Source organism: Streptomyces sp. NBC_01474, assembly GCF_035918215.1.
Lineage (GTDB): Bacteria > Actinomycetota > Actinomycetes > Streptomycetales > Streptomycetaceae > Streptomyces > Streptomyces aureus.
The window spans coordinates 2,982,558-3,005,830 of record NZ_CP109449.1 but is presented as its reverse complement, the minus strand read 5'-3'; the positions used below and the strand labels follow the sequence as shown (position 1 = coordinate 3,005,830).

20 protein-coding genes and 2 pseudogenes are annotated in these 23,273 nt (G+C 72.9%); 13 read left to right on the top strand and 9 right to left on the bottom strand.

Annotation, left to right across the window (positions count from 1 at the left end):
* From tatA to OG758_RS14010, 8 genes and pseudogenes are all read left to right on the top strand, one after another.
* Window positions 1-171: pseudogene (tatA, locus tag OG758_RS14045) on the top strand (Sec-independent protein translocase subunit TatA); the annotation flags it as partial.
* A 131-nt stretch (window positions 172-302) separates the two neighbouring features.
* Entirely contained in the window at window positions 303-1,136 is an 834-nt protein-coding gene (locus tag OG758_RS14040; protein ID WP_326710311.1) for a M55 family metallopeptidase, read from the top strand.
* Complete coding sequence (locus OG758_RS14035) at window positions 1,129-2,463, top strand: M20/M25/M40 family metallo-hydrolase (RefSeq protein ID WP_326710310.1); 1,335 nt, start codon at window positions 1,129-1,131, stop codon at window positions 2,461-2,463. The genes OG758_RS14040 and OG758_RS14035 overlap by 8 nt, the downstream gene beginning before the upstream one ends.
* Before the next feature lie 88 nt (window positions 2,464-2,551).
* Window positions 2,552-4,549 (top strand): dipeptidyl-peptidase 5, encoded by a 1,998-nt coding sequence (locus tag OG758_RS14030; RefSeq protein ID WP_326715906.1) that lies wholly within the window; start codon window positions 2,552-2,554, stop codon window positions 4,547-4,549.
* Entirely contained in the window at window positions 4,546-5,484 is a 939-nt protein-coding gene (locus OG758_RS14025) for a S66 peptidase family protein (RefSeq protein ID WP_326710309.1), read from the top strand. Before OG758_RS14030 ends, OG758_RS14025 begins: the two co-directional genes overlap by 4 nt.
* A 201-nt stretch (window positions 5,485-5,685) precedes the next feature.
* On the top strand, window positions 5,686-7,428 hold the full coding sequence (locus OG758_RS14020) for a CocE/NonD family hydrolase (protein WP_326710308.1): 1,743 nt from the start codon (window positions 5,686-5,688) through the stop codon (window positions 7,426-7,428).
* 20 nt (window positions 7,429-7,448) lie between these two features.
* Window positions 7,449-7,682 (top strand): DUF1049 domain-containing protein, encoded by a 234-nt coding sequence (locus tag OG758_RS14015; protein WP_326710307.1) that lies wholly within the window; start codon window positions 7,449-7,451, stop codon window positions 7,680-7,682.
* Window positions 7,683-7,726: 44 nt separating this feature from the next.
* Entirely contained in the window at window positions 7,727-8,281 is a 555-nt protein-coding gene (locus OG758_RS14010) for a GNAT family N-acetyltransferase (RefSeq protein ID WP_326710306.1), read from the top strand.
* Here OG758_RS14010 and OG758_RS14005 read toward each other — a convergent pair.
* On the bottom strand, window positions 8,250-8,603 hold the full coding sequence (locus tag OG758_RS14005) for a DUF6204 family protein (RefSeq protein ID WP_326710305.1): 354 nt from the start codon (window positions 8,601-8,603) through the stop codon (window positions 8,250-8,252). The genes OG758_RS14010 and OG758_RS14005 overlap by 32 nt on opposite strands.
* Before the next feature lie 147 nt (window positions 8,604-8,750).
* On the opposite strand from OG758_RS14005, the gene OG758_RS14000 reads away from it, so the two are divergent.
* Window positions 8,751-10,745 (top strand): DUF5107 domain-containing protein, encoded by a 1,995-nt coding sequence (locus OG758_RS14000; RefSeq protein ID WP_326710304.1) that lies wholly within the window; start codon window positions 8,751-8,753, stop codon window positions 10,743-10,745.
* A 24-nt stretch (window positions 10,746-10,769) separates the two neighbouring features.
* Here OG758_RS14000 and OG758_RS13995 read toward each other — a convergent pair whose 3' ends face one another.
* The 4 genes from OG758_RS13995 to OG758_RS13980 form a co-directional block, all read right to left on the bottom strand.
* Window positions 10,770-11,954 (bottom strand): amidohydrolase, encoded by a 1,185-nt coding sequence (locus OG758_RS13995; protein ID WP_326710303.1) that lies wholly within the window; start codon window positions 11,952-11,954, stop codon window positions 10,770-10,772.
* Window positions 11,951-13,246, bottom strand: a complete 1,296-nt coding sequence (locus OG758_RS13990) for an amidohydrolase family protein (protein WP_326710302.1) — start codon at window positions 13,244-13,246, stop codon at window positions 11,951-11,953. Before OG758_RS13990 ends, OG758_RS13995 begins: the two co-directional genes overlap by 4 nt.
* 142 nt (window positions 13,247-13,388) lie before the next feature.
* Window positions 13,389-14,174, bottom strand: a complete 786-nt coding sequence (locus OG758_RS13985; protein WP_326710301.1) for a GntR family transcriptional regulator — start codon at window positions 14,172-14,174, stop codon at window positions 13,389-13,391.
* A gap of 63 nt (window positions 14,175-14,237) precedes the next feature.
* Window positions 14,238-14,591 carry a VOC family protein gene (locus tag OG758_RS13980; protein WP_266558173.1) on the bottom strand — a complete coding sequence of 118 codons (354 nt, stop codon included), beginning with the start codon at window positions 14,589-14,591 and terminating at the stop codon, window positions 14,238-14,240.
* A gap of 341 nt (window positions 14,592-14,932) precedes the next feature.
* On the opposite strand from OG758_RS13980, the pseudogene OG758_RS13975 reads away from it, so the two are divergent.
* Window positions 14,933-15,155: pseudogene (locus OG758_RS13975) on the top strand (gas vesicle protein K); the annotation flags it as partial.
* 3 nt (window positions 15,156-15,158) lie between these two features.
* On the opposite strand, the gene OG758_RS13970 reads toward OG758_RS13975, so the two are convergent.
* Both OG758_RS13970 and OG758_RS13965 read right to left on the bottom strand, forming a co-directional pair.
* On the bottom strand, window positions 15,159-16,007 hold the full coding sequence (locus OG758_RS13970; protein WP_326710300.1) for a class I SAM-dependent methyltransferase: 849 nt from the start codon (window positions 16,005-16,007) through the stop codon (window positions 15,159-15,161).
* Between the two features lie 109 nt (window positions 16,008-16,116).
* Window positions 16,117-17,622 carry a bifunctional phosphatase PAP2/diacylglycerol kinase family protein gene (locus tag OG758_RS13965; protein ID WP_326710299.1) on the bottom strand — a complete coding sequence of 502 codons (1,506 nt, stop codon included), beginning with the start codon at window positions 17,620-17,622 and terminating at the stop codon, window positions 16,117-16,119.
* 92 nt (window positions 17,623-17,714) lie between these two features.
* On the opposite strand from OG758_RS13965, the gene OG758_RS13960 reads away from it, so the two are divergent.
* The 3 genes from OG758_RS13960 (at window position 17,715) to OG758_RS13950 (ending at window position 21,846) form a co-directional block, all read left to right on the top strand.
* Window positions 17,715-19,346: an ATP-binding cassette domain-containing protein gene (locus OG758_RS13960; protein WP_326710298.1), complete on the top strand. Its 1,632-nt coding sequence runs from the start codon at window positions 17,715-17,717 to the stop codon at window positions 19,344-19,346.
* 218 nt (window positions 19,347-19,564) lie between these two features.
* Window positions 19,565-20,824 (top strand): aminotransferase class I/II-fold pyridoxal phosphate-dependent enzyme, encoded by a 1,260-nt coding sequence (locus OG758_RS13955; protein WP_326710297.1) that lies wholly within the window; start codon window positions 19,565-19,567, stop codon window positions 20,822-20,824.
* Window positions 20,821-21,846, top strand: coding sequence for an MBL fold metallo-hydrolase (locus tag OG758_RS13950; RefSeq protein WP_326710296.1), 1,026 nt, complete (start codon window positions 20,821-20,823; stop codon window positions 21,844-21,846). The genes OG758_RS13955 and OG758_RS13950 overlap by 4 nt, the downstream gene beginning before the upstream one ends.
* On the opposite strand, the gene OG758_RS13945 is transcribed toward OG758_RS13950, so the two are convergent.
* On the bottom strand, window positions 21,826-22,488 hold the full coding sequence (locus tag OG758_RS13945) for a DedA family protein (protein ID WP_382060934.1): 663 nt from the start codon (window positions 22,486-22,488) through the stop codon (window positions 21,826-21,828). The genes OG758_RS13950 and OG758_RS13945 overlap by 21 nt on opposite strands.
* Window positions 22,485-23,258, bottom strand: coding sequence for an MBL fold metallo-hydrolase (locus OG758_RS13940; protein WP_326710295.1), 774 nt, complete (start codon window positions 23,256-23,258; stop codon window positions 22,485-22,487). Before OG758_RS13940 ends, OG758_RS13945 begins: the two co-directional genes overlap by 4 nt.
* Window positions 23,259-23,273: the final 15 nt, after the last annotated feature.

Here is a 23,273-nt window from a genome sequence, read left to right as displayed (position 1 = left end):
ATGTTCCGCAACGGTCTGGAGCCCTGGCACCTGCTCATCGTGGCGATCGTGGTCATCGTCCTGTTCGGCTCGAAGAAACTCCCCGACACGGCGCGCTCGCTCGGTAGATCGCTGAGGATCCTCAAGAGCGAGACGAGGGCGATGAAGGCCGACGAGGTCGAGGAGCGCCCGGATACGGCCGTCTCCTGACGTCCGTGATCCCCCCTGACCGCGGGGGCGCCCGCCGCCTTTCGGAGGACTGGACCTCTGGCTCTCAGGGTGGCTCTGGCCTGCGCGTTCCCTGACGCGTACCGTGATGCGCCATGAAGATCCTCATCAGCGCCGACATGGAGGGCGCCACCGGCGTGACCTGGCCGGGGGACGTGCTGCCCGGCACCCCGCAGTGGGAGCGCTGCCGGTCCCTGTTCACCTCGGACGTCAACGCCGCCGTGCTCGGCTTCTTCGACGGGGGCGCCGACGAGGTGCTCATCAACGAGGCCCACTGGTCGATGCGCAACCTGCTCCTGGAGCAGCTCGACGAGCGCGCGGAGATGATCACGGGCCGCCACAAGACGCTCTCCATGGTCGAGGGCGTCCAGCACGGCGACATCGACGGCATCGCGTTCATCGGCTACCACACGGGCGCCGGCACGGAGGGCGTCCTCGCCCACACGTACCTCGCCAACTCCATCACCGGCGTCTGGATCAACGGCGTCCGGGCGAGCGAGGGCCTGCTGAACGCGCACGTCGTCGCCGAGTACGGCGTACCCGTCGTCCTCGTCACCGGCGACGACCTCACCTGCGACGACGCGCTCGGTTACGCGCCCGAGGCCCGCAAGGTCGCGGTCAAGGACTACGTGTCCCGGTATGCGGCTGTCTGTCGTACGCCGAAGCGGACCGCCGCCGACATCCGGGCCGCGGCGAAGGAGGCGGCGGCACTAGCCGTGCGCCACGAGCCCGTCCAGGGCGACCCGTTCACCATCGAGCTCGAGTTCGACGCCGAGCATCTGTCGATGGCCGCGACGGTGGTGCCCGGCGTCCGGCGTACCGGCGAGCGCAGGATCTCCTACACGAACGACACCATGTACGACGGCATCCGCACCTTCAAGGCGGTCACCACGATCGTCTCGGCCGCGGTGGAGGAACAGTATGGCTGACCAGGCATTCCAGGTGGACGAGCAGGCGCTCGACGAGGTCGTGACCTTCACGTCCGAACTCATCCGCATCGACACCACCAACCGCGGTGGCGGCGACTGCCAGGAGCGCCCGGCAGCCGAGTACGCTGCCGCGAAGCTCGCCGAGGCGGGCCTGGAGCCGACCCTCCTCGAACGCACCAAGGGGCGCACGAACGTCGTCGCGCGCATCGCCGGCACGGACCCGTCCGCCGACGCGATGCTCGTCCACGGCCACCTCGACGTCGTCCCCGCGGAGGCCGCCGACTGGAGCGTGCACCCGTTCTCCGGAGAGATCCGCGACGGAGTCGTATGGGGCCGTGGCGCCGTCGACATGAAGAACATGGACGCGATGATCCTCGCCGTCGTCCGGCAGTGGGCCCGCGCCGGTGTGCGCCCGCGCCGGGACATCGTCGTCGCCTTCACCGCCGACGAGGAGGCGAGCGCCGAGGACGGCTCCGGCTTCCTCGCCGACCAGCACGCCGGCCTCTTCGAGGGCTGCACCGAGGGCATCAGCGAATCGGGTGCCTTCACCTTCCACGACGGCCAGGGCAAGCAGATCTACCCGATCGCGGCGGGCGAACGCGGCACCGGCTGGCTCCGGCTCACCGCCCACGGCAAGGCGGGCCACGGCTCGAAGGTGAACCACGCCAACGCCGTCACCCGGCTCGCCGCCGCCGTCACGCGGATCGGCGAGCACGAGTGGCCGGTGCGGCTCACGCCGACCGTGGCCGCGGCGCTGACCGAACTGGCGGCCCTGTACGGCATCGACGCCGGCGTGGACTCCCCGGACTTCTCGGCCGACGACCTCCTCACCAAGCTCGGCCCGGCCGCGGAGCTCGTCGCGCCAACCGTCCGCAACAGCGCCAACCCGACGATGATGTCCGCCGGATACAAGATCAACGTCATCCCCGGCGAGGCGACCGCGCACATCGACGGCCGGTATCTGCCGGGCGGCGAGGACGAGTTCCGCGACACCCTCGACCGGCTCACCGGACCCGATGTGGAGTGGGAGTTCGAGCACCGCGAGGTCGCGCTCCAGGCGCCGGTCGACTCGCCGACGTTCGCGAGGATGCGCTCGGCGGTGGAGGAGTTCGCGCCCGAGGGACACGTCGTGCCGTACTGCATGTCGGGTGGCACCGACGCCAAGCAGTTCTCGCGGCTCGGCATCACGGGCTACGGCTTCGCGCCGCTGAAGCTCCCCGAGGGCTTCGACTACCAGGCGCTCTTCCACGGCGTGGACGAGCGTGTCCCGGTCGAGGCGCTGCACTTCGGCGTCCGCGTGCTCGACCGCTTCCTGCGGTCCGCGTAGGCGCCGCCGGGAGGGTTTTCGGCAAGCGGTTCGGGAGACGGTCTAGGAAATGGCGTCACACGTGGAGAACATGGGGGCCTCTGAAGTCATGGGGGACGTGGACAAGTTGGTGCTGATCCAGAGTTACGGATCGTGGCCGTCGCCGATCACGGCCGCGCTGGCCGCGGCGCACGACGGGAAGCCGGAGTACGTCGGCTTCGTCGGCGACGAGGCATGGTGGACCGAGCCCCGCCCCGCCGAGGGCGGCCGGCGGGCCCTGGTCAGGCGGCGTGCCGACGGCAGGGAGCACACCGTGCTGCCCGCGCCGTGGAACGTGCGCAGCCGCGTCATCGAGTACGGCGGACAGCCGTGGGCCGGGGCCGGGCGCCCCGAGGGCCCGCTTGTTGTGTTCGTCGACTTCGCCGACCAGCGGCTCTACGCCTACGAGCCCGACGCCCCCGGCGCCGTACCCCGCCCCCTCACGCCCGTCTCCGCGGTGGGGGACGGGCTGCGCTGGGCCGATCCGCAGATCCACCTCGACCGGGGCGAAGTGTGGTGCGTCCTGGAGGAGTTCACCGGGGACGGGCCGACCGACGTGCGCCGCGTCGCCGCCGCGGTGCCGCTCGATGGGAGCGCGGCCGAGGACCGCGGCGCCGTGCGCGAACTCTCCGACGGTCGCCACCGGTTCGTCACGGGCCCTCGCCTCGCGCCCGACGGCCGCCGTGCCGCCTGGCTCGCCTGGGACCACCCGCGCATGCCGTGGGACGGCACGGAGCTGGTCGTCGCCGACGTGTCCGAAGACGGCACGTTCAGCGGGGCGAGGACGGCGTTCGGCGGGCCCGACGAGTCCGTCGCGCAGGTGGAGTGGGCGCCGGACGGCGCCCTCGTCTACTCCAGCGACCGCAGCGGCTGGTGGAACCTCTACCGCGTCGGCCCGGACGGCGCACCGCGGCCCCTGTGCCCGCGCGAGGAGGAGTTCGGCGGACCGCTCTGGAAGATCGGCCACCGCTGGTTCGCCCCGCTGGAGAGCGGCCTGATCGCCGTCGTCCACGGCGTCGGCGCCACCGCGCTCGGCGTCCTCGACCCGGCGACCGGCGAGGTCGTGGACGCCGCCGGACCCTGGACCGAGTGGAGCCCCGCGCTCGCCGTGCACGGCACCCGCGTCGTCGGCGTCGCCGCCAGCCCGCGCACCGGCCACGAGGTCGTGGAGCTCGACACCTGTACCGGCCGGGCGCGCGTCGTCGGCGCCGCGCACGGTGACGCCGTCGACCCGGCGTACTACCCGGAGCCGCAGATCCGCACCTTCGCGGGTCCCGAGGGCAGGGACATCCACGCCCACATCTATCCGCCGCACAGCCCCACCCACGCCGCGCCCGACGACGAACTGCCGCCCTACGTCGTGTGGGCGCACGGCGGCCCCACCGGGCACTCGCCCCTCGTACTCGATCTGGAGATCGCCTACTTCACCTCGCGCGGCATCGGTGTCGCCGAGGTCAACTACGGCGGCTCCACCGGCTACGGCCGTGAGTACCGCAACCGCCTGCGCGAACAGTGGGGCGTCGTCGACGTGGAGGACTGCGCCGCCGTGGCGCTCGCGCTCGCCGCCGAAGGCACCGCCGACCGCGACCGGCTCGCGATCCGCGGCGGCAGCGCCGGAGGCTGGACCACGGCCGCGTCCCTGACCGGCACCGACGTCTACGCCTGCGGCACGATCCTCTACCCCATCCTCGACCTCACGGCCTGGGGCTCCGGCGAGACCCACGACTTCGAGTCCCAGTACCTGGAGTCGCTCGTCGGGCCGCTCGCAGAGGTGCCCGCGCGGTACGTCGAGCGCTCGCCGGCCGAGCACGCGGAGCGGCTCACCGCGCCGTTCCTGCTGCTCCAGGGCCTCGACGACGTGATCTGCCCGCCCGCGCAGTGCGAGCGGTTCCTCGCCCGCCTGGACGGCCGGCGCGTCCCGCACGCGTACATCGCCTTCGAGGGCGAGGGCCACGGGTTCCGGCGCGCGGACACCATGATCCGCGTCCTGGAGTCCGAACTCTCCCTGTACGCCCAGGTGTTCGGCCTCCATCCGACCGGGATCCCCATACTGGAGCTGTCCAAGTGACGTCACCGACACCGCTCACCCGCCCCGAACGCCTCGCCCCCGGGGCCCGCGTCGCCGTCGTCGCGCCCAGCGGACCCGTGCCCGAGGACCGGCTCGAGGCCGGGCTCGACCTCCTGCGGGGCTGGGACCTGGAGCCCGTCGTCGAGCCCCAGGTCCGCGCTGTGCACGACCGGTTCGACTACCTCGCGGGCAGTGACGCCGAGCGCGCCGCCGGCCTCCAGCGGGCCTGGTGCGACCCGTCCGTGGACGCCGTCCTCTGCGCGCGGGGCGGATACGGCGTGCAGCGCATGGTCGACCTGCTCGACTGGGACGCGATGCGGGCCGCCGGGCCCAAGGTGTTCGTCGGGTACAGCGACATCACGGCGCTGCACGAGGCGTTCGCCGCCCGGCTCGGTCTCGCGACCCTTCACGGGCCGATGGTCGCGGCGGCCGACTTCCTCAAGAGCTCCCGCGCACAGGACCACTTGAGGGCCACACTCTTCGAACCGGAGACCGTACGGACGATCACGGCTGTGGACGGTGGGCGGCCGCTCGTGGGCGGCACCGCGCGCGGCGTCACGCTCGGCGGCTGCCTCTGCCTGCTCGCCGCCGACCTGGGCACCCCGCACGCCCGTCCGTCGGCCGCCGGCGGGCTGCTGTGCCTGGAGGACACCGGCGAGGAGACGTACCGCATCGACCGCTATCTCACCCAACTCCTGCGCGCCGGCTGGCTCGACGGGGTCGCGGGGATCCTGCTCGGGTCCTGGGCCGAGTGCGACGCGTACGACGGGCTGCGCGCGCTGCTCGCCGACCGGCTCGGCGGGCTGGGGGTGCCCATCGTCGAGGAGTTCGGCTTCGGGCACTGCGAGGGAGCGCTGACGATCCCGTTCGGCATTCCCGGTGAACTCGACGCGGACGCAAGGACGTTGACCCTGGACGTGCCCGCGCTGGCCTGAATCGTTCGGTTGCTGAATCTTCGTCAAGAAACACGCGTCGCGGTGATTGACCCGTGGATGACACGTGTCACAACATGACCACGCCCAGACTTACCGGCGGGTAGCCGGTGGGTCTTCCTCAGCGTGGAGGTAGCCGTGTCCCGTGCCGTGCCCCGATCCCGACCGCGATCTCCACTGGCGCCGGCCCTCGCACTCGGCGCCATGGTCGCCGCACCGCTCGCCCTCGCCGCGCCCGCGAACGCCGCGCCGCAGACGAAGCAGGCGGGCGAATACACCGTCACCGCACTGAAGTTCACGGTCCAGGCCGGCGGCCGCAGCTGCGTCGTCGACGCCGACCTCTACCGTCCGGCTGGGGTCGACGCCGCCCACACCGCGCCCGCCGTCCTCGCCACCAACGGCTTCGGCGGCAGCAAGTCCGACGGTTCGACCGACGCCATCGGCAAGGCCTTCGCCGCTCGCGGCTACGTCGGACTCGTCTACTCCGGGCTCGGCTTCGGCAAGTCGGGGTGTCTCGTCTCGCTCGACGACCCCCGCGTCGACGGCGCCGCGGCCTCCGGACTCGTCGACTTCCTCGCCGGGACCCGCGCGGCCGACGACGGCACGAAGGCCGACTACGTCACGAAGGACGGCAGGGGCGACCCCCGCGTCGGCATGATCGGCGGCTCCTACGGCGGGGCGATCCAGCTGGCCACCGCGGCGGTCGACCACCGCGTCGACGCGCTCGTCCCGATGATCACGTGGAACGACCTGGCGTACTCCCTCGACCCGAACAACGCCGCCGACCGCTCCGTCCCCGGCGCCTTCAAATGGCAGTGGACCAACGGCTTCTACCTGATCGGCGAGGGCCAGCCCCTCCTCGAACCGTCCCTCGACCCGTCCCGGATCAACAAGCTCACCTGTCTGCACTTCGTCACCGACGCCTGCGAGACGATCAGCACCCTGAACTCCGGCCGCTACCCGTCCGGCAAGGCGGGACCGATGCTCGACTACGCGCGCAGCGTCTCCCCGGTCTCGTATCTGAAGCAGGTCAAGGCGCCGACGCTGCTCGTGCAGGGCCAGTCCGACAGCCTCTTCAACCTGAACGAGGCGCAGGCCACGTACGGGACCCTCAAGGCACAGGGCACCACCACGAAGATGATCTGGCAGTCGTGGGGCCACAGCGGCGGCCTCACCGATCCGGCGAGCGGTGAACTCAACCTCGCGCAGGGCAACCTGGAGACCTCGTACGTCGGCAAGCGGATTCTCGCCTGGTTCGACCGCTACCTCCAGCACAAGAAGGACGTCGACACCGGACCCGCGTTCGCCTACTACCGCGACTGGATCACGGACCCCGGCCAGACCTACGCCACCGCGCAGAGTGTCCCGGCGCTGAGCCGCAAGCTGTACCTCTCCGGCGACGGCAAGCTCGTCGACAACCGGTCGAAGGTCGCGCGCGGCAGCCGCGAGTACCGGAACTGGCTGATCCCCACCAGCCACTCCGAGTCCTCCGTCGCCGGCCTGATCGGCCTCCCCGACCCCGCCCCACGCGACACCGCGGGCACCTACCTCGGCTGGACCAGTGAGCCGCTGACCCGCACGACCGACGTCGTGGGCTCCCCGAAGGCCACCCTCAAAGTCGTCTCGCCGAGGACCGAGCGGGTCCAGAACTCCGACGACGCCGCCGACAAGCTCGTCCTCTTCGCGAAGCTGTACGACATCGCGCCGGACGGGACCAAGACACTCGTGCACCGCCTGGTCGCACCGGTCCGCGTGCCGGACGTGACCCGCTCCTTCACGGTGTCGCTGCCCGGCATCGTCCACCGCTACGAGAAGGGGCACCGGCTCCAGTTCGTCGTCGCGGCGAGCGACGACGCGTACGGCGGCAACAAGGGCATCAAGCCCGTCACCGTCACCAGCGCGCCGGAGGACACCGGCGTCCTGGAGCTGCCCGTCGTCGGACAGTAGGCCCGCCCCGGGTCCGGCCGGTGGCGCCGTCACCCGTACGGCCCACGCCCCACCCCGGAGGGACACCGCGACGTGCGCGAACCCCGCCCGGCCGCACATGCCGGGCGGGGATCTCCATCTTCGAGGACACGCGGCAGGTCAAGATCCGCCTGCTGATCCCCGAAGTGTCCATGCCGCCCTGTCTGGCGCTCGGCGCCGTCATCGGGGTGATCTGCGGCGGTCACTTCATCCGCTTCATCCGCGGGCGCAGGTGAGGCGGACCCGCACCGGTCCCACGGCCGCCGCGTAGGCTGGCCGGATGTCTGCCACCGGCCACCGCCACCTCGCTGAAGGCCCCCGCGTGGGCATACGCCCCTTCGCCCTCACGGACGCCGACGAGTTCACGGCGCGGGCGCGGGAGAGCGAAGACCTGCACCACCCCTGGCTCTACCCGCCGACCGCCGCCGACACCTACGCCGCCTACGCGGGCGCCCTCATCGACGACCCGACGCGGTTCGGCTGCCTGGTGTACGAGCGGGCCGGCGGCGGCATCGCCGGCTTCATCAACATCAACAACATCGTCCGCGGAGGTTTCCGCTGCGGCGCCCTCGGCTACGGCGTGTTCGCGCACGCGGCGGGCCGCGGCCTCATGAGCGAGGGCCTCGGCCTCGTCGTCCGGTACGCCTTCGGCCCCCTCGCACTGCACCGCCTGGAGATCAACGTGCAGCCGGGCAACGAGGCCTCCATCGCGCTCGCCCGCCGCGCCGGGTTCCGCCTCGAGGGCTACTCGCCCGACTTCATCTTCATGGACGGCGCCTGGCGCGACCACGAGCGCTGGGCGCTCACGGCCGAGATGCCCGGTGCTTCCGGTTGACCTTCATCGTGTCCATGTCCGTCGCCGACGACTTCAGCGCCCCGAAGCCGTACCCCTCACCGAGCGCCCTGAGCGACGCCTCGGCCCGCTCCTCGGCGAGCGCCTCCGCCAGCTCCTCGCCGTCCTCGGCATCCGACTCCACGACGAACCGGTACGAGAAGTGCTTCAGCACCCGGTCGTACGTGAGCGATCCCTCCGGCGTGAACCTCATCGACGCGAGCCCGTGCTCGTCAACCTCGGCGAGCAGCCGCTCGCGCGCGCCGTCCGCCAGACCGTCCCATGTGCCGCGGACGATGACCCTATAGGTGTGCTGCGTTCCCATCCGCGGAGAGTAACCCGGCGTGCAGAAATGCGCCTTTGCTTAATTCTGACCCGGGGAACCCCTGGTCAGCTCATGGGCGAGCCTGTTCCATGGTCGTCGGGGCACACCGCGTGCGGACGGCGGGCCCCGCGAACCGGGAGGCGGACTTTGACGGACTCGCAGGCCGAGCGGACGACCCTTCGACGCGACGTACTGACCCTGCCCGGCGTGGCGGTGGGCGCCCCCGACCCGCTGCCGCCGCTGCGGCCCCTCGACGAGCTCCACGAACTCGACGACCGCTCCAAGCAGGGCATGCCGCGCGACATGGCCCGCCAGATCGGCTACGAGAAGCTGCGCAGCGTCCTGCCGGAGCGGCTCAAGAACGGCTACGGGCGAGAGCGCGCCCCCCTCACCCTCGACACGCTCGTGATCGAGAACGACCGGCTGCGCGTCACGGTCCTGCCCGGCCTCGGCGGTCGCATCCACTCGATGTTCCACAAGCCCACCGGCCGTGAACTCCTCTACCGCAACCCGGTGTTCCAGCCCGCGGACTTCGCGCTCAACGGCGCCTGGTTCTCCGGCGGCATCGAGTGGAACATCGGCGCGACCGGACACACCACCCTGTCCTGCGCACCTCTGCACGCCGCCCGCGTCACCGCGCCCGACGGCGGGGACATGCTGCGCCTGTGGGAGTGGGAGCGGCTGCGCGACCTGCCGTTCCAGGTCGACCTGTGGCTGCCCGCCGGATCCGACTTCCTCCACGTGGGCGTGCGGATACGCAACCCGCACGAGCGGCCGGCGCCCGTCTACTGGTGGTCGAACATCGCCGTCCCCGAGGAACACCGCGTCCTCGCCCCCGCCGACGAGGCCTGGCACTTCGGCTACGAGCGCAGCCTGCGCCGCGTCCCCGTCCCGGAGTTCGACGGCGTGGACCGCACCTACCCCCTCAGCGGCGAATACCCGGCCGACTACTTCTACGAGGTCCCCGACGGGCAGCGCCGCTGGATCGCCGCCCTCGACGACGACGGCCGCGGACTCGTACAGACCTCGACCGACCTGCTGCGCGGCCGCAAACTGTTCCTCTGGGGCCACGGTGCGGGCGGCCGGCGCTGGCAGGAGTGGCTGACCGAGCCGGGCACTGGCGGCTACGCCGAGATACAGGCGGGCCTCGCCCGCACCCAGCTGGAGCACGTACGCCTGGACGCCGAGGGCGAGTTCGCGTGGCTGGAGTCGTACGGACCGCTGTCCGCGGCGCCCGACGCCGTGCACTCGGCCGAGGACTGGGCGGCCGCGCGCGGTGAGGTCGAGGAGTGCCTCGAAGCCGCGCTGCCGAGGGGCGACGTCGACGCCGCCTACGAGGCCTGGCGCCCGCACGCCGACACCGAACCGGGGGAGGTGCTCGCGGCCGGCTCCGGCTGGGGCGCCCTCGAAGTGCTGCGCGGCGACTTCAAGCTCCCCGGCACCCCCTTCGACGAGTCGACCCTCGGCCCGTCGCAGACACCCTGGCTCGACCTCCTGCGCACCGGCTCCATCCCCGAGCCGCGCCGCGTCGGTCCGCCCGGGCCCACCCTTGTCGCGCCGCACTGGCGGGACATGCTGGAGACGGCACCCGCACAGCCGCTCACCGAGTACCACCTCGGCGTCGCCCAATGGCACGCGGGCGACCTGGCACAGGCCGTACGCAGCTGGGAGCGCGGCCTCGAACTCGCGCCGTCCCTGTGGCCGTTGCTGCGCTGCCTGGCCGTCGCCGACCAGGAGGCCGGTCATCGCGAACGCGCCGCCGACCGCTACGCCGAGGCCTTCGACGACCTGTGCCAGGAGCGGCGCGACGACGGCGAGGCGTGGACGGCGGCCACCGCGGCGCTCGGCCGCGAGGCCATCGACGCGCTGCTCGCGGCCCGCCGCCCCGGACCGGCCCGCGCCGTCTGGGACCGGCTGCACGCCGCGACCCGCGCCCGCGGCCGCTTCCGGCTCGTCGAGGCCCGTCTCCTGATCGCCGAGGGCGACAAGGAGGCGGCGCGGGCCGTGTTCGACGAGGGCTTCGAGGTCGCCGACCTGCGCGAGGGCTCGGAGGCCATCGCCGAGCTGTGGGCGCACCTGGCCGCACCGGGCGAACGGCTGCCCGACCAGTACGACTTCAGCATGCGGCCCAGGGAGTCCTGACCGGCGCGCGCACGGCGCGGGTGGTCAGGGCAGCAGCAGCTCGCCGTCCCTGGCCACGACCCGGCCCGCCCTGACCACCAGGTCACGCGCGGGCAGGTCCACCACGACCTGGGGCAGGCACTCGCCGCGCACCAGGAAGAAGTCGGCCGGTGAACCGGCGGACAGATCCAGGTGGGGGAGGCCGACGACGCGAGCGCCGTCATCGGCGGCGACACGGAAGGCGTCGGCCAACTCCTCGTCCAGACGAGCCCCTTGGGCCCGGGCCAGCAGATGCGCCCGGTGCAGCATGTCCGCGTTGCCGAACGGGCTCCACGAGTCGCGCACCCCGTCCGAACCGAGCCCGACCCGCACCCCGAGTTCGCGGAGCCGGCGTGTGGGCAGGACCAGCGGCCGCGAGGGCGCCACGGTCGTCAGGGAAATCCCCGCGTCCGCCAACTCGGCGCCCATGCGGTCGAGTTCGACCACTTCGAGGCCGGGCACGCAGAACGCGTGACTGATGCTGACCTTGCCCTGGAGGGACAGCGCCCTGGTCCGGTCGATGATCGCGTGCACCGCGGTCAGGCCGGGGACGGACTGGTCGTGGAGGTGGATGTCGACGCCCACGCCGTGCCGGTCGGCGATCCCGAAGACCAGGTCGAGCTGGGCGTCGAGCGCCTCGTCGAAGCCGATCGGGTCGATGCCGCCCACGATGTCGATGCCACCGGTGCGGGCCGCCTCCTCCAGGAGCTCCGCGGTGCCGGGCGCCCGCAGGACGCCGTGCTGCGGGAACGCGACGATCTGCACGTCGACCGCGTCCCGCAGCGCCTCACGCGCGGCGCCGACACCCTCGACACCGGCAAGGCCGAAAGCGGGCGCGACATCGACATGGGCCCGCATGGCCCGGGTGCCCCGGGTGACCGCGTGCGCCATCAGCCGCTGGGCGCGGTCCTTGAGGGGCGTGGTCTGCGAGCGGTACAACTCCGCGTCCGCGGCGGCGAATTCGGCGATCCCCGACGCGGGTTTGCGCGACACCCAGGGCTCGCCCCACGCGGTCTTGTCCGGGTGGATGTGCGCGTCCACCAGGGTCGGCAGCGCGATCCGGCCGCCGCAGTCGACGACCTCGGCACCCTCGGGCGCCGGACCGTCGACGATCACCCCGTCGACGACCGTGAGGTCCACGGCCTCCGTCGCACCGAGCGGGCGTACGTTCCGGAAGACGGTGGCCGTCATACGGCGACTCCCGTACGCACGACGCGCACCGGCTTCTTCAGCACCGACACGTCGGCGAGCGGGTTGCCGGACAGCAGGATCGCGTCGCCCGCGTAACCGCGCGCGAGACGGCCCACCCTGCCCTCGAAGCCGAGGAGACGGGCCGCGTTGGTGGTGGCGGTGCGGATCGCGTCGAGCGCGGACAGACCGGCCGAGTGCATCATCTCGATCTCGGCGCCGATCGGCTCGACCGAGCCGCCCGACGAGTCCGTGCCGGACACCAGGCCCACGCCCAGCTCGTGGGCGAGCTTCGCGGCGGCCTTGAGCTTCGGCAGGTAGGTGCGGCCGCGCTCGTCGAGAACCGGGTCGGGGTCGCCGATCATGCCGCCGATCGCGATCATCGTGGGCGTGAAGTACGTACCACGGCGGCGCATCTCGTGCAGGGTCTGCTCACTGATGAACGCGCCGTGCTCGACGGACTTGACGCCGGCCATGACGGCGTCGTGGCAGCCCTTCTCGCTGTAGCTGTGGCACAGCACGTCCTTGCCGGCGCGGCGGGCGGTGGCGACGATCGTGGAGAGCTGCTCGCGGCTGTAGACCTGCTCCAGAGGGTCCTGCTCGGCCAGGCCGGCGCGCGGGTTCACGCGCGTCTTGATGGTGTCGGCACCACGGGCCAGGTTGACCTCGACGACGCGGCGCAGCGCCTCGGTCGAGGTGACGCCGCCCTTGAGGCGGGCGAGCGGGGTGAGGTCGGGGTCCGCGAGGATCGTGTCACCGAGGTCGGGCGTGACGAAGATGCCGGACGCGCGCAGCCTGGGGGCCAGACCCGGGGCCTGCCGGGAGAGCTCGCGGACGGCGATGTCCTGGTAGAAGTTCGTCGAACCGCTGCGCGCGGTGGTGGCGCCGAGCGCGAGGGTCCTGGCGGCCTCGGCGGCGGTGTTCAGGTGGATGTGCGAGTCGACGAGACCCGGCAGGACCCACCGGCCCTGCGCGTCGAGGACGGTGACGCCGGCGGGCACGTCGACGGTCTTGCGCCTGCCGGCCGCGCGGACGACGCCGTCGCGGATGACGACGACCGCGTCCTCGGTGACCTCGCCCGTCGCGGGGTCGAGGAGCGTGCCGCCGTCGATGACGAGGTCACCGCCGCGAGGGGCGTTCCCGGAGCGGGCGGCGGACGTGCGGGCCATCGGGGCGGCGGAGGCGCCGGGCGCGGCGGCGAGGGCCGCGGTGGTGCCCGCGAGGGCGGCGGCACCCGCGAGTACGCCTCGGCGGGTCAGCCGGTTCGACGGCGGGGGGCAGTTCTCGACGCACATGCGGGGCTCCTCGGCGGATGGCGGGAGGGATCGATTGGTCCGACATTTTGTATACCAAGATGGAGGAGCGGGCAAGGAGGGGGTGATTCCGCTCCAGCCTGACCTGCATGTTCTGTCCGGATTCTGGTCGTCCGGAGCGGAACTAGTAGAGACTGGTATACAAAGCGGCGTCGTCTCCGTGGTCGTCACCGCGGCCGTGACCCCGGCCGTCATGGCCCTCGTCACCGAAGAGCGAGCGCAGCGCCACCGACCGGCTGTCGCGTACGTGCAGCAGCGTGCTCGCGGCGGCCGTCTCCTCGTCGCCCGCGACGATGTGCCGGAAGATCACCGCATGCTGCGCCCGCATATGGGCGGGCTCCTCGCGCAGGCCGAACAGCAGCTGGAGCTGCCAGCCGAGCTGCTCCATGGTGCGCGCCAGGAGAGGGTTCCCGGACAGGGTCACGATGCCCTCGTGGAACGCGGTGTGCGCGGCCACCTCACGCGCGCCCTCGTCGGCCGCGGCCGCCCGCTCCGCCACGTCCAGCGTCCCGCGCAGCGCGCCGAGCCCCTCGGGCTCCTGCGGCGCGGCCCGCGCGACCCGCCGCGCCGCGAGCCGGGACGCCTGTACGGCCAGCGGCTCCCACACCTCGTAGAGATGCTCCACGTCGGCCCGCGCCAGCCGCCGTACGCGCACCCCGCTGTGCGGCAGGAGTTCGAGCAGACCCTCGGTGACGAGCGAGCGCAGCGCCTCCCGCACGGGGACGCGCGACATCCGGAGCTCTTCGGCGACCTCGCGCTCCACGAGCCGGGAGCCCTGCGGGTAGCGCCGGTCGACGATGCGCTCCCGGATCGCGTCCCGCGCGCGCGAGCCGAGCGGCGGCCGGGCCCCGCCGCTCTTCGCGGACTCCCCGGCCTCCCGGGTCCCGCCGCCGTCGTCGTCGCCCGCCATGTCCACCGTCCTCGCTCCCGCGTACCCCGGGCGAGGATACGGGGACGGGCCCGCGACCTCGCGCTAAGCCTGGCCCTGCCGGTCGGCGTACTCGAAGACCGAGCCGTCCGGGTGCATCGCGATGAGGTTGCGGCCCGCGGGTGTCGGGACCGGCCCCGCGAGGACGCGTGCGCCGGACGCGCTGAGGACGGCGTGCGCCTCGTCGACGTCCGGGACGGCTATCGTCGCCGCGACCTTGCGCAGCACGTCGATCTCCTCCTTCGGACCGCTCATCAGGAGGAAGCAGCCGACCGCCGCGACGGAGACCCCGCCGCGCTCGAAGCGCAGGGCCCGGCTGCCCGCGAGCCGTTCGTAGAACGCGACCGAGGACTCCAGGTCCTCGACGCAGATACGCAGCGTGGTTCCCAGGATCTCCATGGCGGTGAGCGTAGTTGGCCATGCGCGGACGCGTGATCGTTTCCGGGGATCGAACGGGAGCCGGCTGCGGGCCGCGCTGTCCGGCGGGGGAGGGCGGACCGCCCCGAGCATCTTGTTGCGGCTCGCCGACTGGTGGGCCGGCCGACCCCCGGGAGCCGTCATGTCCCCAGCTCGACCGAGCTCAGGAGATAGTCGATCCCGTCGACCTGCGCGATGTCGCGCAGCCGTGCCACGAGTCCGAGGTAGTCGAGTTCCAGGCCCAGGTCATTGCGCAGGTCGCCCCTAAGAGCCAGATCGCTGTAGTGGTCGAGCTCGACCCCGACACCGTCGAGCGCGATCTGATGAAGCTCGTCCTCACGGTCGTCGAGCCGCTGCGTCAGCTGATGGAGCGCCAGGCGCTGCGCCGCTTCGGCACCGGGGATCTGAGCGAGGACCAGGAGGGGCGGATCGGGCTCACCCTGATGCTCCTGGACGACCGCATGGCCGAGCTGCGAGCGTTACGGCCTGCGGCCCGAGGGCCTCAACATCGACCTCGGGCCGCTGGGTCCGCTTCTGCCGCGGGAGACGTCAGAGCGCCGAGACGGCCGTGCCCTGGTCCTCCCTCTTGCGGCACAGGATCTCGCCGTGCAGCACCGAGAACCAGGCGTCCGGCTGCTTCCCCCACGTCCGCCACGCCTCGGAGATCTCCTCCAGCCGCCCGGCCGTGGCGTGGCCGTTCTCCGTCGCGCGGTCGGCGTACGCGGAGGCGACGGTGCGGTCCGCCCACAGGCCGCTCCACCAGTCGGTCTCGTCCGGCGCGGAGTAACACCAGGTGGAGGAGGACGCGTTGATGTCGGCCGGAGCGAAACCCGCCTCCAGCGCCCAGGACTTGAGGCGCCGGCCCGCGTCAGGTTCGCCGCCGTTGGCGCGGGCGACCCGCCGGTACAGGTCCAGCCAGTCGTCCATGGCTGGCGCGTTCGGGTACCAGGTCATGGCCGCGTAGTCCGAATCGCGGACGGCGATGAACCCGGTGGGCTTGGTGACGCGGCGCATCTCGCGCAGGGCCTGCACCGGGTCGCCGACGTGCTGGAGCACCTGGTGGGCGTGCACGACGCAGAACGTGTCGTCCGGGTAGTCCAGTGCGTGGACGTCCGCGGTCGCGAAGTCGACGTTGGTCAGTCCGCGTTCGGCCGCTGTCGCCCGGGCCCGGTCGAGGATCCCCGCGGCCTGGTCCACGCCGGTGACGTGCCCCTCGGGGACCAGCGCCGCCAGGTCGGCGGTGATGGTGCCCGGGCCGCACCCGATGTCCAGGATCTTCATGTGCGGCTTCAGTGAACCGAGCAGATACGCCGCCGAGTTGGCGGCGGTGCGCCAGGTGTGGGAGCGCAGCACGGACTCGTGGTGGCCGTGCGTGTAGAGGGCGGTCTCCTTCGGCATGGCGGACCCCTTCGCAAGATCGGTGAGCGGTGAACCCAGTGAGATCACCGTACGCCGCTCCTCCGGATCGTGAGATGGCTATCTCACGATCCGGACCGGGGGTGTGGTGTCACAGTATGCTCAGCGGCCGGTAGACCCGTAGCGCCTCGTGCTGCTTGTCGATGATCAACTCCCGTCCGCACGGCCCGACTTCACCGTCGAAGGCCAGTGGTGTGCCGGGGCTGATGCGGTCCATGCGCAGCTGCGTGCGCCGGACCGCTGCGTGGAACGGGGAGCGGGAAAGCGGCCCCGCGAACGCCGCCGCCAGCAGTCGTACGCCCGGCAGCCGGCCGCCGTGCACCACGCGCACGTCGAGCAGGCCGTCCGCGAGATCCGCGCGCCGGCCCGCCGTGAGCCCCATCCGGCGGTAGGTGCAGTTCCCGGCGAACACCATCCACAACGGCCGGCGCGTGCCGTCAAGGTCGGCCTGCAACGGGTGGTCGCGGCGCAGCACGTGCGTGGCGGCCACCACGTCGGCGAGCCGTCCGCCGATCCGCCGCGACCAGCGCTCGCGCTCCTTCACCAGCTCCGGGTACACGCCCAGGCTGAAGGTGTTGAGGAAGATCCCGGAGGTGGCCGACGACCGGAAGCGGCCGACGTCGACCGCGACGGCGTCGCCCGCCTCGACGGCCCGCGACAGATCGCCCGGGTCCTCGATCCCCAGGTCGTACGCGAAGTGGTTGAGCGTGCCGCCGGGAAGCACGGCGAGCGGCAGGCCGTGGCGCAGGGCGACGCCCGCCGCCGTGTTCACGGTGCCGTCCCCGCCGCACACCCCGAGCGCCCGCGCCCGGGTCGCCGCCTTCTCCAGCGCGGCCGGCAGATCGGACCCGGAGGCCTCGACGATCTCGGCGTGCGGCAGCAGCCCGCGCAGCGCCCGCGCCTGGTCCGGACTGCCCGCGCCCGTGTTGACCACCATCACCAGGCCCTCACCGCCGGGCAGCTTCGGCACGTCGTCCACCAGCGGGCGGCCCGGCGAGGGCATCTGGTCGCGGGTCGGCACGAGTCCCCGTACGGCGAACGCCGCACCCGCCCCGAGCGCGGCGCCCGCGAGGACATCGCCCGGGAAGTGAGCGCCCGTATAGACACGGGACGCGGCGACGGAGAACGCGAGGGGCGCCACCAGCGCGCCCAGCGGACGGGACTCCAGCGCGACGCCCGCCGTGAACGCGGCCGCCGACGCCGCGTGCCCGGACGGGAACGACGTCGTGAGCGGCTGCCGCTTCAGGCGCCGCACCAGCGGCACCGGGTCGAGTGCGGGCCGCGGCCTGCGCACCGAACGCTTGCCGAGTGTGTTGATCGTCACGGATGCCACGGCGAGCGAGGCGACACCGCGCACGGCCGCGCGGCGGGCCTTCGGCGAGCCGCCCACCGCCAGCGCGCCCGCCACCGCGAACCACAGCACCCCATGGTTCGCGCTGCGGCTCAGCCGGGGCAGGACGCGGTCGCCGCCAGGCCAGTGCCGGCGCGCCGCGTACTCGAAAACGCGCAGGTCAAGGGCGGCGAGCCGGCCACGCAGGCCGGGCCCGGCAGGGGTCGCGGTCCGCCAGGTCGTCAGAGGGTCGAGGTCAGCGCACATTGCGCACGTCTACCCGCCGCACGGCCCCGGACTCCGGGGGCGTGCCGAAATCGTTTTGCTCCTCACCCGGCCGGGCGCCCACAATGCGGACCATGGGACATCTGGAAGCCGCGCACCTCGAGTACTACTTGCCGGACGGGCGGGCGCTGCTCGGTGATGTCTCCTTCCGGGTCGGGGAGGGCTCCGTGGTCGCCCTCGTCGGGCCGAACGGCGCGGGAAAGACGACGCTCCTCAAGCTGATCTCCGGCGAGCTGAAGCCGCACGGCGGCACCGTCACCGTCGGCGGCGGACTCGGCGTGATGTCGCAGTTCGTCGGCTCGGTGCGCGACGAGACGACCGTGCGCGACCTGCTCGTATCGGTCGCGACCCCGCGGCTCAGGGAGGTGGCGAAGGCCGTCGACAAGGCCGAGCACCTGATCATGACCGTCGACGACGAGGCGGCGCAGCTCCAATACGCGCAGGCACTGTCCGACTGGGCCGAGGCACACGGCTACGAGGCCGAGACCGTCTGGGACATGTGCACCATGGCCGCCCTCGGCATCCCGTACGACACGGCGCAGTTCCGCGAGGTCCGCACCCTCTCCGGCGGCGAGCAGAAACGACTCGTCCTCGAAGCCCTGCTGCGCGGCACCGACGAGGTCCTCCTCCTCGACGAGCCGGACAACTATCTCGACGTGCCCGGTAAGCGCTGGCTGGAGGAGAAGCTGCGCGAGACCCGTAAAACGGTCCTGTTCGTCTCCCATGACCGGGAGCTGCTCGCCCGCTCCGCCGAGAAGATCGTCAGCGTCGAGCCGGGACCCGCCGGCGCCGACGCCTGGGTGCACGGCGCCGGCTTCGCGACGTACCACGAGGCGCGGCGGGAGCGGTTCGCGCGCTTCGAGGAGCTGCGCAGGCGCTGGGACGAGAAGCACGCCCAGCTGAAGAAGCTCGTCCTCAACCTGCGGCAGGCGGCCGCGGTCAGCCACGAGATGGCGTCCCGCTACGCGGCGGCGCAGACCCGCCTGCGCAAGTTCGAGGAGGCGGGACCCCCGCCCGAGCCGCCGCGCGAGCAGGACATCACCATGCGCCTGCACGGCGGCCGCACCGGGGTGCGGGCCATCACCTGCAAGGGCCTGGAGCTGACCGGCCTGATGCAACCCTTCGACCTGGAGGTCTTCTACGGCGAGCGGGTCGCGGTCCTCGGCTCGAACGGCTCGGGCAAGTCGCACTTCCTGCGCCTGCTCGCCGGGCACCCCGACGACGAGGTCGCGCACACGGGGGAGTGGAAGCTCGGCGCGCGCGTCGTGCCCGGCCACTTCGCGCAGACCCACGCCCACCCCGAGCTCCAGGGCCGCACCCTGCTCGACATCCTCTGGCTCGACCACGCCAAGGACCGCGGCGCGGCGATGGGGCGGCTGAGGCGCTACGAGCTGACGGCCCAGGCCGAGCAGAAGTTCGAGCGCCTCTCGGGCGGCCAGCAGGCCCGCTTCCAGATCCTGCTGCTCGAACTGGCCGGAGTGACGGCGCTCCTCCTCGACGAGCCGACGGACAACCTCGACCTGGAGTCCGCCGAGGCGCTCCAGGAGGGCCTGGAGGCGTTCGACGGCACGGTCCTCGCCGTCACGCACGACCGTTGGTTCGCCCGCTCCTTCGACCGCTATCTCGTCTTCGGCAGCGACGGCCGCCTGCGCGAGTCCGACGAACCCGTCTGGGACGAGCGCAGGGTGGAGCGGGCGCGGGGGTAACCGCCTCGGAGCCCCCTGCTGTCGCCCCGTCACCCACTCGGCCCAGGCCCGCGGCACCCTCCCCGCACCGCATTCCCCCGTGCCCCCGCTCCCGGGCGACGGGCACCGACCCTCCCGTGCAAGCCGCGCAGGAGTGTGCGGCTCGGGAGAGGCTGGGGAGGGTATGAGGTGCCCATGAGTTCCCGGCAGTGCGGACTGGCAGCGCGTGGAGGTGGCACATGCGGGGCAACGACCACGGGATCCTGGAGGGGCACGGACCCGTCCGGTACGGGCCACCGCTGCCGGACGACGGCCTTCCCGTCCTGCCCGAGCTGGCCGCCGCAGCCGCCGCCGCGGACCCGGCAGTCCCGGAACCGCCCGGCGGCACCCCCTCCCTCCTCGACGCCGCCTGCGGCTACTGGCTGCGCCGCGGCCTTCCCACCGAACCGGGCAGCACCGCCGCCGCGCCCGGCGGCGTACCCCTGCTCCTCGCGCTGACCGCCGCGATCGGCGGCGACGTGCTGCTGCCCCGGCCCTGCCCGGCCTGGTGGGAGCCCCAGGCGCGACTCCTCGGCCGGTCGGTTTTCCACGTGGCGACGCCCGCCGAGTGCGGCGGCGTCCCCGATCCGTACGCCCTCCTCGAAACCGTCCGCCGCGTCCGCGCCGAGGGCGGCGACCCGCGGCTCCTCGTCCTGTCCGTCGCCGACGACCCGACCGGGACGGTGGCGCCGCCCGAGATCCTGCACGAGGCGATCGAGGCCGCCGCGGCCGAGGGCCTGCACATCGTCAGCGACGAGACCTGGCGCGACACCCTGCACCGCGACCCGGCCCGCACCACCGTCCTGATCGACCCCGCCGAGATGATGCCCGAGCACGTCACCGTCGTCACCGACCTCACCGGCGCCTATCTGCCGCCCGGACTGCCCGCGGCCGTCGCCCGCCTCCCCGCCACGGCGCGCGGGGCCGCGCTGCGCGCCCGCGTCCTGGACATCCTCACGGCACTCGGCGCCGTCCTCTCCGGCCCCGCCGCGGCGGCCGCCGCATACGCGCTGGGCGAGCCCCCCGGGATCACCGCGCGCCTGCGCGCCACGACCGCCCTCCACGCGCGCGTGGCCGCCGCCGTGCACCGCGCGTTGCTCGACTCCGGCGGACTCGCCCGGCCGCCCGAGGCCGGCCGTCAGCTGTACGCGGACCTGGACCGGCTGCGCCCCGCACTCGCCGCCCGCGGTGTCGGGGACGCCCAGGACCTGGAGGACCGCCTCTCCGAGCGGCTCGGCATGCCCACCCCCGGGGGCCACCGCTTCGGCGACGACCTCGCCGCACTGCGCGTACGCCTGTCCACCGGCCCATTCCTCGGCTCAACCCCGCAGGAGCGCATGACGTCTCTCACCACACCGGAACCGCTGGAATTGCCGCACGTACAGCGCGCGTTGAGCATGTTGGAGTCGGCACTCGACGATCTCAGGGCCGACGTCAAGGGATGGGAGAGTCCTCGATGACGCAGCAGTCCGAGTCGATGGCACAGCGAGCTGATGCCCTCGCGTCCTTCGTGCCCCTCGCCGAGCCGAAGCCGCTCGGCGGGGGACGTATCTGGCCCAAGTCGTTCGCCGACCGCCTGACGGCGCCGCTGCCCGGACTGCGCGCCTTCGCCCGGTTCGCCAGGGAGGGCGCGCTGCGGCCGCCGCCCGAGGCACTGACCAAGATCGCCGCCCTGCCGTTCGAGCCGGGCCCGCTGCCGGCCGTGGACGCCCGTACCGTCGCCGTCAGCTGGGCGGGGCACGCCAGTTGGGTGCTGCGCATAGGCGGCCTCACCGTGCTCACCGACCCCGTCTGGTCCCGCAAGATCCTCGGCACCCCGGCCCGCGTCACCCCCGCGGGCATCGCCTGGAGCGCCCTGCCGCGCGTCGACGCCGTCGTCATCAGCCACAACCACTACGACCACCTGGACGCCCCCACCCTCAAAAGGCTCCCGAGGGACACCCCCGTGTTCGTGCCCGCCGGACTCGGCCGCTGGTTCACGCGCCGCCGCTTCACCCGCGTCACGGAGCTCGACTGGTGGGAGGCGGCCGAACTGGACGGCGTGCGCTTCGACTTCGTCCCGGCCCACCACTGGTCCAAGCGCAGCCTCGTCGACACCTGCCGCACCCTGTGGGGCGGTTGGGTCCTCACTGACCTGGAAGGGCAGCGGGTCTACTTCGCGGGGGACACCGGATACGGGCACTGGTTCTCGGAGATCGGCAGCCGCTACCCCGGCATCGACCTGGCGCTCCTGCCCATCGGCGCGTACGAGCCACGCTGGTGGCTGCGGGACGTCCACTGCGACCCGGAGGAAGCGGTCAGGGCGGCGCAGGACGTGGGCGCGCGCCGGATGGCGCCCATGCACTGGGCGACGTTCCTGCTCTCGGCCGAGCCGGTCCTCGAACCCCTCACGCGCGTACGGGCCGCATGGCAGAAGGCGGGCCTTGCGCGCAAGGACCTGTGGGACCTGCCGGTGGGCGCCTCACGCGTGCTGACCGTCTGAGCGGCCCCCGCGCAGCCGCCGCCACACGGCGGGCGCCGAGCTGACCAGCAGCGTCAGGCCGACCGCCGCCACTACGCCCTCCCACGGCTCGCTGAACAGCGAGCCGCCGAGGATGCCGATGAGCTGATACGTCAAGGCCCAGGCCAGGCACGCCGGGACATCCCCGCGGGCGAACTGCCGCAGCGGCATCCTCGCCATCAGGCACGCCAGCATCACGGGGATGCGCCCGGCGGGCACGAGCCGGGACAGGACGAGCACCATCACCCCGTGGTCGGCGAGCTTGTCCTGAGCCTGCGCGAGCCGCTCCTCGGGCGCCCGGTCGCGGATCGCGGCCAGCCACTTCGAGCCGTTCTTCGAACCCATGCCGCGCTGCCCCAGCCAGTACAGCGCCACATCGCCGAGGAACGCCGCGAACGCGGAGACACCGAACACCAGGAGCAGCGAGAACGGCGCCGTCTGATGGAAGGCGACCACGGCCGCCGAGCTGACGAGCGCCCCCGTGGGGACGACCGGCACGAGCGCGCCGATCACGATCAGCAGGAACAACGACGGGTATCCGAGGGCCTGTTGGGTGGACTCCGGCGGCGTGTGCGTCACCGCGGCGACCAGCAGCTCATGGCCCCCGAGACCGGCCGGGTTCACCTGGCGACCTCCGGCCGTACGCTCTCGCCGTGAGCGAGCAGATGCACCGTCACCTCGGGCGCCAGCTCGGCGGAGCGCCGCACGAACTCGTCGCCCGGCGTGTGGAATTCGTGCGGCCGCACCGCGTCCATGCCGATCGGCCAATACGTCCCGTAGTGCACCGGAACGGCGCTGCGCGGCGCGATCCGCGCGAGCGCCTCGGCGGCCCGGCCCGCGTCCAGATGGTGCGGCCCCAGATACGGCCCCCACCCCCCGACCGGCAGCAGCGCCACATCCACCTCGCCCACCGCCTCCGCCATGGAGTCGAAGAGCCCGGTGTCGCCCGCGAAGTAGGTGCGGGCCTCGCCGCTCACCACGAACCCGAGCGCGGGGGAGCGGTGCGGTCCCACGGGGATGCGCCGCCCGTCGTGCGACGCGGGTACGGCCCGTACGACGAGGCCGCCCACCTCCACGCGCATGCCGGGCTCGACCTCCGTGAGCCGCAGGTGCGTGAGCCTGCGCAGGCCGGGCACCGCGCGCCGGGCCCCTCGCGGGAGCAGGACCAGGGTGCCGGGGGCGAGCCGGGCCAGGGACGGGACGTGCAGGTGGTCGGCGTGCAGATGCGAGACGAGGACGACGTCGGCGACGGCGGCCTCGGGCGGGGGGAGCGCCCCGCGGCGCCGGCGCAGATGGACGAGGCGGCGTGTGAAGAGCGGGTCGGTCAGCACACGGATCCCCGAGTCCTCGACCGTGCAGGTGGCGTGACCCCACCAGGTGATCTCCACCGGCACCTCCAGGACCTCCTC